Raw genomic sequence first — 16,504 nt, forward strand, 5'->3', positions numbered from 1 at the left:
TAACCAGCCTTTGATTCATCTCTGCTAATATCTATTCTTTTAATGCTAAAGCAATACAGCCCTTGACGCCTTGCTCATCATTTAATCCTGGAGCAACAATCAAGTCATTTACATTTTCTACTTCTATATAGCCGTTCAACAATTCCATAAATTTTTCACGAATCATTGGATAGAGCTTTTCCTGCTTCATTACTCCTCCGCCAAGAATAATTTTTTCTGGAGAAAGGATAACAAAATAATCCAATATTGCCTGTGCAAGATAGTATGCTTCTACTTCCCAAACATGATCCTCATCAGCTAACTCTGCTCCCTTGCGACCATAACGCGCTTCAATTGCCGGTCCAGCAGCTAATCCCTCTAAGCAAGTCCCATGGCTCGGACACGCTCCTTCAAAATCATCTTCTGGATGTTTTTTTAATAAAACATGGCCCATTTCCGAATGGTTTTTCCCTTGAAATGGCTTCCCGTCCAGAACAAGTCCTGCGCCAATACCTGTACCTACTGTTATGTAAAGGCAGCTGGAGACATCTTTCCCAATACCGTATTCATACTCTCCCATGCTTGAAGCAATAACATCTGTATTGATGGCTACCGGAATATTAAAACGTTTTTTAAGCTCTTGCAAAAGCGGATAATGACGCCAAGGAATCTTTGGCGTATTTTCAATTGCGCCATAGTTTTCACTGTCAGCACGTAAATTGATCGGTCCAAAAGCTCCTACCCCCATTTTTTCTATCGGATGCTTTGAAAAAAATTCTTCCACTTTCGCTAATGTTTCTTCAGGCGTTGTCGTCGGAAAAGCAGTTTGATCTAAAATCGTTCCGTCGGGATTCCCCACTGCACATACAAACTTTGTTCCACCTGCTTCAATTGCTCCTATCATCTTGGATAACACTCCTTACGTCTAGTATCATTCGATTATTATAGCAGATTTTCGCAACAAGGTGCTATTTCACCTTTTTTCTAAAGAGAGATTTAAAGATAACTTTAGGTTGCACGTCTTGTTGTTTTCCCTTCCCAAAACGAGACTGGTAATGTTTTTTCTTTTATCGCTTGCGGATTCCCATCAATTTCTTGGATTAATGTTTCTACGGCATTCTCTGCAATTTGATAGGTTGGCTGGATAATCGTACTAAGGTTGGGATAAATAGAACGCATAAAATCAGTTCCATCATACCCAATAATTTTTAAATCCTCTGGCACACGGTAGCCTAAGCCCTCCGCATACTGCAATGTACGAATAGCCAATAAATCATCACTTGCGAATATCCCATCTACATCTGGGTTCTCTCTGAAAAGCTTCTTGATAACATCAATATTGCTTTCCAAAAAGGCGACATCTGGAACATGGTAGGTTTCTGGGGTTCTGCCAGCTTCTTTCATCACTTTTTCATAAGCATATTGTCTGTTATTTGCCGGCGTTTCCAAATTAGCATCTCCATTAATATGAATAATTTTCTTGCACCCAGCTTCTATCAGTTCCTTACTTGCGATTTCCCCACCTTGAAAGTTATCTGAGCTAACAACATGAATATTCTCTGATAAGTAATGGTCAATTGCAACCGCAGGAAATTGCTGATTTTTATCAACTAACCCGCGGTTATACGTGACAACAATAACACCATCCACTTGATTACGGCGTAACATTTCCCAATATTTTTTTTCCTTGTCTGCTTCATGTAAACTGTTACAGAGCAACACTTTATAGCTTTTTTCATTACAAATGTTTTCAATATGCGCAACCAATTCTCCAAAAAAAGGATGACTAGTTGAAGGAACAATTACGCCGATTAAGTAGCTGCGCTTATTATATAAAGAACGTGCAAGGTCATTGGGTACATAGTTAATTTCCTTCATCGCTGCAAACACTTTTTCTTTCGTTTTGCTGCTGATATACCCCCTGTCATTCAATACCCGAGAAACTGTTGTTGGAGATACACCAGCAACCTTCGCGACATCCTCGATTTTAGGTTTCATATAAACTCTTCTCCTTTAAACCCGCTTTCGTTATCTCTCCTTAAGCATATAAGTTTTCTTTAGTTAAGTAAAGAACGGTATGCTTGATTTTGTTTTCCTAGATAACATAGTAAATGTCCTAAAACAGCAGTCTTAATAAGAGAACAACGGCCTTAATAAGACGAGTAGCCATAGTCTTCTCGGTAAAATCATAACAACGTAGAGATTCCACTTATCATTTATGGACTTTTTAAACATCCTCTATAATTCATTTTTCCCACCTATTTTTAGTCAACTCTATAATTATAAAATCAAAAAGGCCATCCTCCAGTTTATATAGGAAAATAACCTTTTTCTCATTCTTGATATCTTTTCAAAAAACGATGCCCATCCATTTCTTTATTGCCTTTTTGAAGGATTATTGCATAAAATCCCGGCTTTGTTACACTTTCACTATCGACCAAACCTGAATTATTCTACAACTTCTGCCTCTACTTCCGCATTTCGATCATAAGCATTTTGCTTAATCTCTAACCATTCCTGATAACCTAAACGGTCTAATTCTTCAAGATAATCGTCCCATTCTTCATCTGCCCTACCATTGGTAATCCACTCCGCCTTTTTACGCTCTACATATGGGAATAAATCTGCTTCTATATCAGAAAGTTGGTTTAACTCTTCCAAAGACATAAATACATTCGGATAGATACTATCATTATTCATATAAGGCACTAATGTTTCATGCAACTGATCTAATCGCCACGCGGCATCGTCTGGCATAGTGGTTACATCGTCATAGTAGCTGTCCAGAACCGCTAACGGTCCCCCAATAGATGTTTCCTCACGTAATTCCACTGGTGCTGTACCTTCTAATGGCAAGTGTCTCAACATATCCTCATTTTCGTCATATTCAAAGATATTCTGCTTCTCTTCATCGCCAAAAGTTCCCCAGTTATTTTGTACGGATTGAATCGGATCATATAGCTGATCAATCCACTTTGCGGTTAGTTCCAAATTCTGGTTGGCGGATGTAATAACCATACGCGAACGATCAAAGCCCATTCCATTGGAACGTGCAACGTGCGTACGTCCATCCGGTCCTTCTAATGGAGGAAGCATTTCATAATCTTCCGTGCCAGAGATATTTGCCATATCCCATGTAAAGTATAAGCCATAACGCCCTTCTTGTCCTTTTGCCAAATACGTATTCCACTCTTGCTCAAAAGCTTCTATATCAATTAAGTCTAATTCATATAATTCATTTAAATAGTTAATAGCATCTTTATATCCTTCTTGTGCAGAGGTGAAAAGGACCTCATCCTCATTGGTTACTACGGTATGATCCCAGTTTTCTCCTTCACCAAATGGTGAGAATAAGAAGGAGACATCTTCTCCACCATGACTAATCATAAACGATAACGGAATCGTTTGACCGTCTCCCGCCATATCATTTTCCTTGAAGGCAATTAATGCTTCTTTTAACTCTTCAGTTGTGGAAGGCATCTCCAAACCTAACTCATCTAACCATTTCACATTAATCCATCCTGTAGCGTCTAAGGAATGAATACTTTCTTTACCAGAACCTAATTCCTCAATCCAAGGGAAGGCATAGATATGACCATCTGGCGCAGTCATCATAGCACGATATTCCGGCGCTTCCTCTAACACAGCCTGTAAATTAGGCATATATTGATCGATTAAATCTTCTACTGGAATAATCGCTTCATCAGCAGCCAAATCCAATAATTCATAATCACTATAACCCGTATTCATAATTGCATCTGGCAAGTCACCGCTTGCAACTGCCAGATTACGCTGTTCTGCAAAGGATTCACCAGTAAAATTCTTCCATTCAATATGAACTCCGGACGCTTCCTCTAAACGTTGTAAAATCAACTTATCATTAGGATCTTCAGGAGCCATTGGCGAACTTTCCGTAATAAATTTTAAGCTGATATCGTCCTCCTCTAACGGAAAGGTGATGTCACTTAATTCATAATCCTCTGATGATGCTTGATTACCGCTGCTGCATCCTGCCATGATTAGCAAACTAACAATTATGCCTGCCGCTAAATAATGATATAATCCTCTCATACTTTTAACCCTCACTTTATATATTATTTTAATGATCCAACCATAACGCCTTTTTCAAAGTACTTTTGGAAAAATGGGTACATAATCATTAACGGCAGACTTGCTATAATAATTGCTGAGTATTTAATCATTTCTGCCAAACGCTGCAATTCTGCTCTTGCCATTTGATCTCCAATCATACCTGGTTCCACTTCACTTTGGATTAAAATATCACGCAAAATTAACTGTAATGGATACAGACTTCTATCTTCCAAATAGATCATTGCATCAAAATAGGCATTCCATTGACCAATAAAAGAGTATAAAGCTAATACAAAGATAATCGGTTTTGACAATGGTAGAATAATACTTAAAAATATTCTTGTATCTGAAGCACCGTCTATCCTTGCTGCCTCCATTAACCCTTTTGGCAACCCTTTAAAATATGTTCTCGCTAGAATAATATTCCAAACCGTAATCGCACCTGGCAAAATAATTGCCCAAGGAGTATTAAGCATGCCTAATTCTCTCACTAATAAATACGTAGGGACCATACCACCATTAAAAAACATGGTAATAATGAAAAAGATCATAATTATCTTTTTACCAACTAACTCATCCACAGAGAGGGAGTAACCAGCCATAATTGTGAATACGACGGATACCAATGTAAATCCAGTTGCATATAGAATAGAATTTAGAAAGCCTCTCATAATTGTTCCATCTTGAAAGATACGAACATACCCATCTATCGTCCAATGATTTGGATCAAAAGAAATTCCCCGGGTCAACAATACATCTGGCTGCAGAAAGGAACCCAGCAACACATACAAAAGAGGGACAGTTACGATTAGTACAATAAGGCTCAACAAAACTTTGTTAATAAATAAGATAAATCTATCAGACTTGGAATTATTAATTAATTTATTATCCATGAAACTGCCTCCTCCCTAATACAATGTTTCTCCATTAAGTTTTTTCACGATAAAGTTTACCGTAATCAATAAGATTAAACTTATAATGGAATTAAATAATCCAACCGCTGCTCCAAAAGACCAATCTGCTGCTTGTAACCCCCGCTTGTAGACAAATGTATCAATAATCTCTGAAGCTGGTAAGTTCATTGAAGTTTGAAGCAAGTAAGCCTTTTCAAAACCGATTGACATAATTCCCCCAACTGCCAAAATAAACAATACGGTCATTGTTGGTTTCAATGCCTGTAAGTCAATATGACGGATTCTCTGCAATAAAGATGCCCCATCAATTGTTGCTGCATCATGTAATTCTGGATTAACATTAGAAAGAGCTGCTACGTAGATAATTGAAGCAAACCCTGCTCCCTGCCAAATTCCTGAAGCAATGAAAATTGTCCGGAAGTATTCAGGTTCAGACATAAATGAAATTGGTTGATCTATTACTAAGCCAAGTACAGTATTTAAGGGACCAGCCGGAGACAAGAAAATAAAAACCATTCCTGCAATAACAACGACGGATATAAAATGTGGTGCATAAATAATTAACTGGATATTCTTTTTAACACTTGCTCGTCTTAATTGGTTCAGCATCAATGCCAGTATAATCGGAACAGGAAATCCAATTAATAGTTCAAAGGCACTTAATTTAATCGTATTCATGAAAATTTGGTGAAAATTAGGTGATTCTAAGAAATTACGAAAATGCTCTAATCCGACCCATTCGCTCTCCCATATCCCTCTTAACGGACTGAAATCTTTAAAAGCTATGGTCACTCCATACATTGGGATATAATTAAAAATAAAGACTAAAACAATAGCTGGTAATAAAAATAAATAAAGAATATAATTTTTTCGGATATACGCCAGCGGTCCATTTTTCTTTTTCTTTACCGGCGGCGTGCTGCTGGGTAATGTATCTGACTTTGACGTTGCCACCTAAACCCCTCCTTTACTCAAGCTCTACATTTTGTTGTTACTATTTCATAGTCTAAATATAGCAAAGTTTGTATGCGTTTTATTTCAATATTTTAGGGCGATAGATTATAAAATCTTCGGTTAATAACCCAGATTCTGAAATATTACTATGAGGAGAAAAAGAAGATTTATCACAACTGCAAGAAACAAAAAACTGCGAAGTAAAAAGAGACACTATTACTTCGCAGGCTCATCTAATTATGTGGATTCATGTAAAATCTGCTTCTTAGGAAATGATAATGAGGCGATTTTCATCATAACAAAGCTCATAAAGCTGGCACCGAGTATGAAAACTAATGCCGGGACGAGTATATATAGATAGACAACTGCCGCAACAAAAGCAACTAACATAATCGTTTGCAAAGGACGGGCAATCGTCAATATGCAAGCATACCGGAAATATTCATTCCATTTTAAATCAAAATGAACATATACCGGAAAGATATAATGCATAGCTACCAGATAAAATATACCAATGACAACAATAAGGTTAAATAACAATACTTGCACGCTCTCATTGCTAATATTCTGGACAATACGAAAATCTATTAACAAGAATAAGCCGATAAAAGAACCTACATACCCGAGTATATTCGATGTCTTAAATGAAGCTTTAAAATGAATAATAAACTCTGGTAATACAGCTGCATCTTCGTCTTCCAGAATCATTTTCCTTACAACGGCAAACAGAGCTGCTGTTGCCGGAAAGATACCAAAGACAATACCGCCTACCAGAGTAAATACGACCCATAATAGGTTTAAATAAATTAAATTGAAGCCAAGAGTACCTATCCGCATATACCATCTTTTTTCAATCACATTGCCCACCCTTTCTTTATCGCAGAATAACAGCCAGTAATAAGCTGATTCATTTATCTTACAGCGAAGAAAATCTCCACTGATTAAAGATTTACTTTGTAATCACTGTATCAAAAAAGCAGGACGATCGATTGCAATATTTTTGGAATAGATATTATAAAATCTTTGGCTCAGAATTAAAAAAATTAATCGGCTTCCCTAAGTCGCTGATTAATGGTTTCTACCGCTTCTTCCACAGAAGCTTCTACATCCTTATTCGCCAGACCGACATCTTCAAACAGCTTTTTAAGCGCTATACTTATATCAGGATAGGCAGGCGTGATAGGACGATTTCTGGAATAAGAATAAGCTTGCTCTGCAAAGATGTTATAAGGGTAGGTATTAAATACAGGTAGATCTTCAGCTACAGAATAACGAGCAGGAACTTCTCCCGTGATAGAGCTATATTTCTTCATAGACTCATAACTCGTTACATAGCGGATAAACTCCCATGCCTTCTCAGGGTGATCCGTGCTGGCCAGTATACCAAGCGCCCAGCTGCCATTGGGAACAACTTGATATGTTGATTTTGGAAGTGGGGCAATGCCAAAGTCCTCCCCCAGCTTCAATCCTTTTTCCTCCAAATCCTTTATTGCCCATGTACCAAGTACCGTCATCAACAATTGACCATTTTCAAAGACATCAGCTGGAAGTTCTCTAACGGCTACTTTGTCTTTATGATATAAATCCTGATAAAATTGCAGTGCCTCCATTGTTTCTTCTGAATCTAAGTATCCGCTTGCTGTTGTCACATCAGGACTAACCACTTCCCCGCCAAATTGCCAGATAATCGGAAGTTTGAAATATGCAGGCGCCTCTCCACTTCCAAATCCTTGGGCTGGATCAATACCATAAATCCTTTCTTCTGGTCGCTGGCCTTCCTTCAATAACCCGACAGTTTCTTCCCATGTCATTGGGTTAGCAGGGTCACTATCTGGAAAAGGAAGATTCGCTTCTTCCAGCAGATTTATATTGTAATACAAGGCAATACTCGATTCTATTAATGGCATTAGATACAACTGGTCTTTATAAGTTAATCCTTCAATAATGTTCTCAGAGAAATCTTCTAAACCATCTTCCTCTGTCAAAAATTCATTTAACGACATCAGAAGACCCGCCTCTGCATATAAAGCTGTATAGGGACTGTCAATTGCCATAATATCTGGCCCCGTACCAGTAACTAGTTCTGTCCTCAGCTCTACTTCATAATTGGAATACTCAATATTTTGCATAGTAACACGAATATGAGGGTGGGATTGATGAAAATCCTCTATAATCTCATTATAGGCCTTATTCTCTGCCGCATTTCCATAATTACGCCAAAACGTTAACTTTACAACATCCTCTTGCTCTTCATTCTGTTCGGATTCTTCCTCTTCATCTTGTATAGACAAAGGTTGTACCAATACAATCAGATAACCGATGACAACACTCACTAATATTACAAATAAGCTGTAATAAATTATTTTCCTCATGATACATCACCCTTTTATTCCGAATTGAATGTCTTTCTATAATTAGCTGGAGTTTCGTTTACATGTTTCTTAAAGACAATACTAAAATAGGAAGAGCTAGAAAACCCAACAAGATTAGCCACATCAATTATTTTCAAGTGCGAGTCTTTCAGAAATTTCTTCGCCTCTTTAACTCGTACCTCTGTTAAATATTCACTAAAATTCTTGCCGATTTGCGCTTTGAAAATTTCTGATAAATAAGCGCTATTAATATGAAAAAGCTCAGACAACGTTGTCAGCGAAATATCACTCCCATAATACTGCTCAATATAGCGACGGACTCCATCGACAATCTGTTTGCCATCCGTTGTTCTTGTATTGCGAATCTGATCAACGATTAAATTAGCAAGCTCAGTAAGATAAGCTATGACTTTACTTTGGACATTTAATTGCCAAATAACTTGTTGGCACCGCCAAATAAGTCGTTGTGTATTACTGTTATCCACATTATATTTTTTAGCAATGGACCCTAGACAAAATAGAATCCGGTTTGCAACAATTGAAAAGGATAATACCGATTGGGTTGTTGTTTCACCCACCAAAGATTCTAACTCCTTATGAAACCTGGACATATTTGTCTGCTCAATAGCATTAATAATATGCTTCTCCAGGTACGGAGAAAAATCTATCAGCTCTTCTTTTCTCCCATGCTCATCAATTACTTGCGAGTGACGACCTAACTGACTTTGACTCCATGAGAGCAAACTGGAAATGTAGCCCGTCTTCAACTCTGACAAACCAGTTACCGGATTGCCAATTCCAATCACTGTTTCTAATTTTAAAAGTGTTTTTATTTGATGCTGAATCATTTTCGTTAATTGGTCTGGATAGTTATCAAAACCTTGATCTAATACAACAAGAAAATGCATCATATTCGTATAACTCAGATCATAAAAAGCAAATATACCCGGTTTTGACTCTGCCAATTCTTTGCAAAGCATTTGAAATGTCATCTGCAATTCGTTCACTCGATTTGTTTGGTTGCTAAAATCTCTCACTGCAACGCTAATAAATTGAGCCGTTAAATCCTCCTGAAGCAACATATCAAGTTTTAACTGCTCAAGACGCTCTTTTACTAGGCTAAACTGCAACCATTCTTCTTTCACCAGCGACAATAGATATCGTTCTTGTACTTCCTGTAACTGTGTCCGCGCTAAACGTTTCACTTGATCCAATTCAGACTGTTTACTGCGATCTTGATCAATTTCCTCCTTCATCCGTTGCAATACCTCTATCAATTCTTCCGGATCCACCGGTTTAAGTAAATAATCTCTTACTCCTTTTTTCATCGAGCTTTTCACATATTCAAAATCGGCATAACCAGATAATACAATTACTTTGGTATGTGGATATTTCTCTTGGCAATGTCTGGATAGTTCTATCCCATCCATAATTGGCATCCGAACATCGGTCATTACTAAGACTACTTCCTGCTCCTCAAGACATGCTAATGCTTCTTCCCCATTAGCCGCTTCTGCCACAACCTGAAATCCTAATTCCTCCCAATCTACTTTCCATTGTAATCCTTTGCGAATTTGGATTTCGTCATCAACGATCAAGACGTTTCTCATTCTTAGCCTTCCTTTCCTCTGCTATTTGTAAGGTGATAATCGTCCCTTTGTTTAATTCTGATTCAATATGATAGTTGAATTGATCCCCATAATATAAATGCAAGCGATCCAACACATTTTTTAGTCCAATACTGTTGCCGCTGCTCTCCAAGGTTTCGGCTTGATTACTAATCGATAAACTTTGAATCATTTCATCCGATATCCCAACACCATCATCTGCAATTTGCAATGTTAACTGATTATCTTGATACTTGGCTCTTATCTCCACATTGGCATGATTTTTAGAAATCAAACTATATTTCACTGCATTTTCCACTAATGGCTGGATAATAAATTTAATAATCGGAAATTCTTTTGTCTGTTGATCCTCTTCAATGGTTATCTGAAGGTCTCCTCCATACCGAAGCTTAAGAATTTCAGCATAATTACGGATATATTGTATTTCTTCTGCCATTGTCACCAGATCCGATTCTGTGTTTAATGCGTAGCGGAGCATCTTTCCCAAATAAACACTTACATTTACCACCTCTTTATTCTTTCCTTGTGCCGCTAAGCCTCCAATAATCTCAAGTGTGTTATTAAGAAAATGAGGGTTTATTTGCAGCAATAAAGCCTTATATTCCGCATTACGTCTGCGAATATTGGTTTTATATTCACTATCAATCAGCTGTTTTAAACGATTTACCATCTGATCAAAGACTTGTAATAAATAACGAATTTCATTATTCTCTGATCGAATAGTTGGCATGACTTTCTGTGCGTTGTTGAAATCCCCTTTTTCCAAGTAACGCATTGCCTTCATCAATCCTCTTAAAGGATCAGTAATCGAAGAAGAAAAAAGGAATGAGGCGATAATAGTAATTAAAAATAAACCAATACTTAATAGCAACAGACTTTTCTGTAATTGATTGGAATGTGAAAATAAATCATCCTCAGTGACTTCACTAATTAAAATCCAATCCCCTACCGATAATTGTTGATAAAACATCAGATAGGTTTCCTGTTCATCTTCTATTTCAAGCAATCCCTGACTCCCTGTCATGTTTGTTATCTGTTTCAAAGACTTGTCAATGATAGCTTGAGGGGTTTGAATCTCACCTGTTAAAACGTTTTCACCCTGATGATCGATAATAAAAGTGTGACCATGTTCACCTATTTTAATTTTTTCCAATGAGTTTTCTATCATTTCCGTGGAGAAATTAACTTTAATAATCCCGCTATCCTGAAGGGTATTTAAGTCAACTAACGGTATGAGATGACTATTAATCGGCATTTCCCGTATTAACGCGGATTGCTGGTTCGTATCAAAGTGGGAGTGAGTAAAAGTCTTATTATTTTCCATAAAGTCCTGATACCATTCCGTTTCATCCAATTGCGGGTAGTTGCCCCAAATCCCTTCCCCATCATGTGTGAAAATAGAGATAGAAATATTATTAGAATTATTAACCATCATTGAACTAAGCATGTCATTCAATTCACTTTTCACCATTAATCTGGCCGTCTCCAATGTTTCATCATCATTATTGCTGCTATTCTTCACTCGCAGCCAGTCCTGTGTAATGGAATTGGCTAATACCTGCTGACCCACATCAGCCACCTGTATTGTAACCGAGTCTATATAAAGGGAAAATTGATCCATCATACCAATCGTCAACTCTTGTGTCTGTTCCTTTATATAATTTGTAAATAGATTCGGCATGATTAGAGACAAAATTAAAAAAGGAATGGTTAGTACACAAGAAAAAACAAGAAATAATTTATTACGTAATGACAAAAACATATAAATTCCTCCATAATAAGTCTCTAAACTGCCTATCTATTTTTCCACTATAACATTACGAAGAAGAGAACAAAATACAGTTAATAAATACTGGATTTTTGAAAAAAGAAGGCGAGTCAGGCCTTCCTTTTTTTCACATTATTCATTTTCATTATCTAAAAATACTTCTTCTGATACTTGCCACTGCTGATTTGAACTTGCCTGCTCCCCTTGTAATTCTGTAAGCGTAAGTTTTCCGTCTTCTGTTACCGACAATACTTGTTCATTATGAACAGAACGAATAATCACAGCTTCATTATCCAATTGTTCTATCAGCCAACGCTGGTTGTCATAACCAAGATAATCATATAGCTGGATTTTTTGTTGATTGGTATCCAAATCAAATGCCTGATTATGCTCTGTTCTAATCGAATACGATCCCTGTTCATCTCCTGTCGGTATTAGGGACCATATCATTTGTTCTTCTCCCAATACTACCTGCTCTCCATTTTGTAAATTAGCAGCAGATAATGATTGACCTGTTTCCACATTCGTAAAGGCAGTTTGCATTAAATCAGCATCTAAGACCTGGTTTATTTCTACATTTTGATATGTCGCTTCCCCATTAAAAACATTTAAGCCAAAATGTCCTTGAGCAAATGCGCCATCCTGAAGATCCATGATATTCTCACCATCGACATCAATCCGAATATGTGGTCCTTCTGCTTCGATTTTGATAGCATACGTTTTTCCCGGCTCAATAAATGCCGGGACATTGCCGATCACCATACGCTCTTCGAATTGTCCATTCACCTTATAGAATAAACGGAATGCCTTCATATTCGGGTCTAAATTAAAATAATATCCACTGCTGCCATCTTCACTCGCCCGGAACACAATGGCCCCGGCACCACCATCCGAACTCAGTGTCATATCGGCTTCATAAATGAAATTCCCCCCTGTTTCTTCTGCCATATAATTGGCATCACTTGTATGCGAGCCGCGAATTCCTGCTTCTGTTTTCAGCCATTTTACTGTCTCAATGTCAGAATGCCAGCCTGTCAAATTGGTATAAAATTCTCCACCGTATACCTGAACTTCTATCGTTTGTGAGACTTTTTCATTCGGTGTAGAAACTGTAACCTCTGCTTCCCCTTCGCCAACAGCTTCTAATTCAGCCTGCTGATCCGATGAATGAATTTGAATCACATCCGAATCAGACACAGACCATTTCAGTGGATTGGAGCCATTACCATTTCCATTTTTTAAAGCAGCTTGTAGAGAAATGGTATCACCGATATTCAGCTCTCTTTTACTTGTATCAATTATAATTTCAGGCTCTTCTTCATTATGACGATCCCAAATATTCTTCAACTGGTTTACTTTCAGTGAGATAATCTCTACAGGTCCATTTTCTGTATAGAAGCTCATCTCTCTGCTTGCTGCCTCTGGGAAAATAACATCAGAGAAAACCACTTCCCCATCATTTGCAAACACCTCGATCGACCCATTGTCTACGAAAATATTTAATTTTACACGTTGACCATCGTGCACTAAATCTGCTTCATGCCGTGTTGTAAATTGATTGGAGAAATCGGTTTGTCCAGATTCGGAACGATCAACAAATATTTGCTCTTCATCCGGATGATACCCAATCACACTTTTTTCTTCGATGCCCTGACGAACTTGAAAACCAAATTCTGATACTTCACTGTCAGCTGGAATCTCAATTTCTGCTTCGATCTGATAAGATTCACCATTAACTTGCTTCAAAAGATTCTCTGCATTATTTTCATTGACTCGTTGATTACTTGTTTCAAAAATGTTCTCACTAATTGAATCTAACTCTTCTATTGGAGCTTGAGCAAGTCTAATTCCCTGCCCTGTATCTATCAGCCTTAATTCCCTCGGTATCGTTAGTTGTCCTTTCCAGCCTTCTGTTGGAAAATCAAATGGATAGTCCCAATTTGTCATCCAGGCGATGGTGATACGACGATCATCTGGCATATCAGCAAAAGACATAGAGGCATAAAATTCTTTGCCAAAATCCGTTTTTAATACATCCCCGGCTTCATTATCATTGATAAATGTTCCTTCTTCTGTTAAGTCACCAATAAAATATTCTGCATCCGATCCTTCCGTATTAGGGTTAGCACCTGTACTGATCATTAACACCCATTTGGTCTGGTCCGTTCCTTCTACTGGTAATTCAAATAAGTCCGGACACTCCCAAACACCGCCTCGTACGTAATCATCGTATCCAAAGCTGTCCGTATGCTCCCAATCTATCAAATTATCCGAGGTAAAAAAGCGAATATGATCGCCTCCGGATACTACCATTACCCAACGATTATTTTCTTCATCACGGACTACCTTAGGATCACGGAAATCCCAGCTTCCGGGATCGTCTTCTGTTTTACCAGGGTTCTCAATCACAATAGGATGTTCTTCCGAATATTCCCATGTACGTCCCTTATCGGAACTATAGGCAAGTCCAATTCGCTGGTTTCCATTCTCTTGATCAGGATTGAAAGAGGTATAATAAGCAACTAACCCCTTTCCGCCTGTATCGGAAAAAAGGCCGGACGCATTATCTTCATCTACTACAGCCGATCCTGACCAGACATGGCCGTGCTCATTCCAAGGCAGAGCGGTAGGCAAATGCTTCCAGTGTATGAGATCTTCGCTTACAGCATGCGACCATGTACCGCCATCTTGATGAAAGAGATGATATTCCCCTTCAAAATAAACAAGTCCATTGGGATCACTTACTGATCCTCTTGCTGGTGTATAGTGGTAGTTTGGACGATAATTTTCTTTAAAATATTCATTGGTTTTAACTGCGTATACGTTTTCAAAATAAGTTGTTCCAGATAAATTAACCAACCCGATATGACCCTCTTCAAGTTGGTCATCTGTATGCTCTATTACCGGCTCACGATAACCATCAAGATAAACAGTTATTTGATTACCTTTCACAATAAGCTCCATATGGTGTCTTGTTCCGCTGATAGAAGAGTAAAGCTGGTCTGAACTTGCCAGCACAGTGCCATCCCGTAACTGCAACTGTACCTCAATCTGGTTATCGTTCTTTACAAATATCACTTGGTAACCAGTCGCAGTCTCCTGATTCGTTCGGAAAGTAAATCCGGCAGCTCCTTCTTTCTCTGCAAATGAAATATCACCTTCCAAAACAAAATCCTCTTCCTGTTTTTCAAAGGTCTGCTCACCTTTTTCAATGGCTTTAATCCCTTGAATATCCGGCTGCCACTGCCCTTCTGTCTTGATAATCCCACCTAAACCATGAGCAAAATCACTAATATATACATTCTCAAAATATGCTGTTCCATCCTCTGCTTGCAATCCTAAAACCCCGGCGGCATCCTTTTCTAACTCTGCTTCTAATATCTCGTTATACTGATTATCCCAGTATACTTGCAACTTTTGATCAACTGCTTTTACTTTGAGATGATATATTTCTCCTGTTTCCAAATCAACTTCTTCTTCCGCTAAAGGCTTATCTAGATTTTGTCGATCTAAGAGCTGAATCTTGCCTTTCTCTTGATCTATTTGAATCATATAACCTTGCTTCTCTATCGCACTTGCCCGGAAGATAAGACCAGCTTTGGTCTTCGTTTCAGCTATTTTGATATCTGCCTCATAGGTAAAGTCATCAGCAGTTGTATCAGAAAATGCAACAGCTTGCTCATTTCCTTCCGAAATAAGCTGGATACCTTGTACAGTATCCCTCAGTTCCCCCGTGCCTTCCAAGTTCCAGTTCTGTAGATTGGTATTAGCTTTAATCATTTCTTCCTCCTTATTATCGGCGGCATCAATTTCTGAATCACAAATAAACATTATAGCTAGTATAGATAGCATCATCCACAGAGAACGTTTGCTTATCATTTTCCAACCGATAGGAACTCCTCCTTTTATGAGTTATGAAAAACATTGATTCGTTACTTCCACTTTATGACAACCGGTTGACATAAAGTTTATAAATATATAATTACAAAACCATCATAAGGTAACCGCTTTCATATGTCAAGCGGTTGTCATAATACTGACATAAAGCACCTTTATAATTTATTACTTTAGAAGTCCGTGAATACACACATCATCAGCTGATTCAAAGAAAAAACCATCTTCTTTTCCATCCGACAAAGACGCTGCTTCCCCCACCTATATCACCATTTCTTAATCTGTTTTGCTTGTGATTTCCCTACTGTTTTCACCATGTTTCTAACCATTTGGTGACTTAATAAACCCACCGGTTCATTCTTTTAATGTATAGGCTACTTCTCGATAAGTACTTTCACTATCTTTCAACTTTACCAATAGAATGTAATGCTGCTTCTACGTACTCTTATCCACCTCTCAAAAGGATAGACATACTTTCCCTGATTATTCTTCATAAGAAAAACCATATAAGATGCAGCATCCTGCACCTTATATGGCTTACTTTTACTACAACGCTTCCTTCACCTCATCCGGCAATTCCGCTTCACTTACTTCATCATACGAAGAAACTTCATTATCCTTATTCACGTAGAGCATCAGATATGCTCCCTGACGCAATTCCTTCTGGGCGGAAAATTCAACCTGAATTTCTTCCCCATCCTCTGTATAAGCCGGCTGCTCATACCAATACGTCTTCATTACTTCACCATTATCCAGCTTATCTTCTTCCGTATATGCTGATTCGTCGATTTGAACGTAAGCATTATCCTTCCCTGTCCGATTAAAGTCTACCGTCATCAACACTACAACTGCAGCAACAAATAAAACTACAACACCAATTACTAAAGCCATTATTTTCTTCAT

11 protein-coding genes are annotated in these 16,504 nt (G+C 37.9%); all 11 read right to left on the minus strand.

Annotation, left to right across the window (positions count from 1 at the left end):
- Nucleotides 1-31: 31 nt before the first annotated feature.
- On the minus strand, nucleotides 32-883 hold the full coding sequence (locus MKY45_RS21670) for an ROK family protein (protein WP_256705278.1): 852 nt from the start codon (nucleotides 881-883) through the stop codon (nucleotides 32-34).
- Between the two features lie 104 nt (nucleotides 884-987).
- Nucleotides 988-1,977 carry a LacI family DNA-binding transcriptional regulator gene (locus MKY45_RS21675; protein WP_256705279.1) on the minus strand — a complete coding sequence of 330 codons (990 nt, stop codon included), beginning with the start codon at nucleotides 1,975-1,977 and terminating at the stop codon, nucleotides 988-990.
- Between the two features lie 450 nt (nucleotides 1,978-2,427).
- Nucleotides 2,428-4,050, minus strand: coding sequence for an extracellular solute-binding protein (locus MKY45_RS21680; RefSeq protein ID WP_256705280.1), 1,623 nt, complete (start codon nucleotides 4,048-4,050; stop codon nucleotides 2,428-2,430).
- A gap of 23 nt (nucleotides 4,051-4,073) precedes the next feature.
- Nucleotides 4,074-4,964 carry a carbohydrate ABC transporter permease gene (locus MKY45_RS21685; protein WP_256705281.1) on the minus strand — a complete coding sequence of 297 codons (891 nt, stop codon included), beginning with the start codon at nucleotides 4,962-4,964 and terminating at the stop codon, nucleotides 4,074-4,076.
- A 15-nt stretch (nucleotides 4,965-4,979) separates the two neighbouring features.
- Nucleotides 4,980-5,870 (minus strand): ABC transporter permease, encoded by an 891-nt coding sequence (locus MKY45_RS21690; protein ID WP_256706344.1) that lies wholly within the window; start codon nucleotides 5,868-5,870, stop codon nucleotides 4,980-4,982.
- A 306-nt stretch (nucleotides 5,871-6,176) separates the two neighbouring features.
- The gene (locus MKY45_RS21695; protein ID WP_256705282.1) at nucleotides 6,177-6,797 is read right to left on the minus strand and encodes a YesL family protein; all 621 of its coding nucleotides are present in this window, start codon (nucleotides 6,795-6,797) and stop codon (nucleotides 6,177-6,179) included.
- Nucleotides 6,798-6,982: 185 nt separating this feature from the next.
- On the minus strand, nucleotides 6,983-8,311 hold the full coding sequence (locus tag MKY45_RS21700) for an ABC transporter substrate-binding protein (RefSeq protein WP_256705283.1): 1,329 nt from the start codon (nucleotides 8,309-8,311) through the stop codon (nucleotides 6,983-6,985).
- A gap of 14 nt (nucleotides 8,312-8,325) precedes the next feature.
- Nucleotides 8,326-9,921, minus strand: coding sequence for a response regulator transcription factor (locus MKY45_RS21705; RefSeq protein ID WP_256705284.1), 1,596 nt, complete (start codon nucleotides 9,919-9,921; stop codon nucleotides 8,326-8,328).
- Complete coding sequence (locus tag MKY45_RS21710) at nucleotides 9,899-11,701, minus strand: cache domain-containing sensor histidine kinase (RefSeq protein WP_341173389.1); 1,803 nt, start codon at nucleotides 11,699-11,701, stop codon at nucleotides 9,899-9,901. The genes MKY45_RS21705 and MKY45_RS21710 overlap by 23 nt, the downstream gene beginning before the upstream one ends.
- 138 nt (nucleotides 11,702-11,839) lie before the next feature.
- Nucleotides 11,840-15,487: a GH32 C-terminal domain-containing protein gene (locus MKY45_RS21715; protein ID WP_341173390.1), complete on the minus strand. Its 3,648-nt coding sequence runs from the start codon at nucleotides 15,485-15,487 to the stop codon at nucleotides 11,840-11,842.
- A 660-nt stretch (nucleotides 15,488-16,147) separates the two neighbouring features.
- The gene (locus MKY45_RS21720) at nucleotides 16,148-16,504 is read right to left on the minus strand and encodes a YxeA family protein (protein ID WP_193064471.1); all 357 of its coding nucleotides are present in this window, start codon (nucleotides 16,502-16,504) and stop codon (nucleotides 16,148-16,150) included.

It is taken from the genome of Oceanobacillus sp. FSL K6-0251 (assembly GCF_038004725.1).
Lineage (GTDB): Bacteria > Bacillota > Bacilli > Bacillales > Amphibacillaceae > Oceanobacillus > Oceanobacillus oncorhynchi.

Coding starts and splice junctions, on each gene's coding strand:
- MKY45_RS21670 (WP_256705278.1), bottom strand. CDS start 883: ATGATAGGAGCAATTGAAGCAGGTGGAACAAAGTTTGTATGTGCAGTG.
- MKY45_RS21675 (WP_256705279.1), bottom strand. CDS start 1,977: ATGAAACCTAAAATCGAGGATGTCGCGAAGGTTGCTGGTGTATCTCCA.
- MKY45_RS21680 (WP_256705280.1), bottom strand. CDS start 4,050: ATGAGAGGATTATATCATTATTTAGCGGCAGGCATAATTGTTAGTTTG.
- MKY45_RS21685 (WP_256705281.1), bottom strand. CDS start 4,964: ATGGATAATAAATTAATTAATAATTCCAAGTCTGATAGATTTATCTTA.
- MKY45_RS21700 (WP_256705283.1), bottom strand. CDS start 8,311: ATGAGGAAAATAATTTATTACAGCTTATTTGTAATATTAGTGAGTGTT.
- MKY45_RS21705 (WP_256705284.1), bottom strand. CDS start 9,921: ATGAGAAACGTCTTGATCGTTGATGACGAAATCCAAATTCGCAAAGGA.
- MKY45_RS21710 (WP_341173389.1), bottom strand. CDS start 11,701: ATGTTTTTGTCATTACGTAATAAATTATTTCTTGTTTTTTCTTGTGTA.
- MKY45_RS21715 (WP_341173390.1), bottom strand. CDS start 15,487: ATGATTAAAGCTAATACCAATCTACAGAACTGGAACTTGGAAGGCACG.
- MKY45_RS21720 (WP_193064471.1), bottom strand. CDS start 16,504: ATGAAGAAAATAATGGCTTTAGTAATTGGTGTTGTAGTTTTATTTGTT.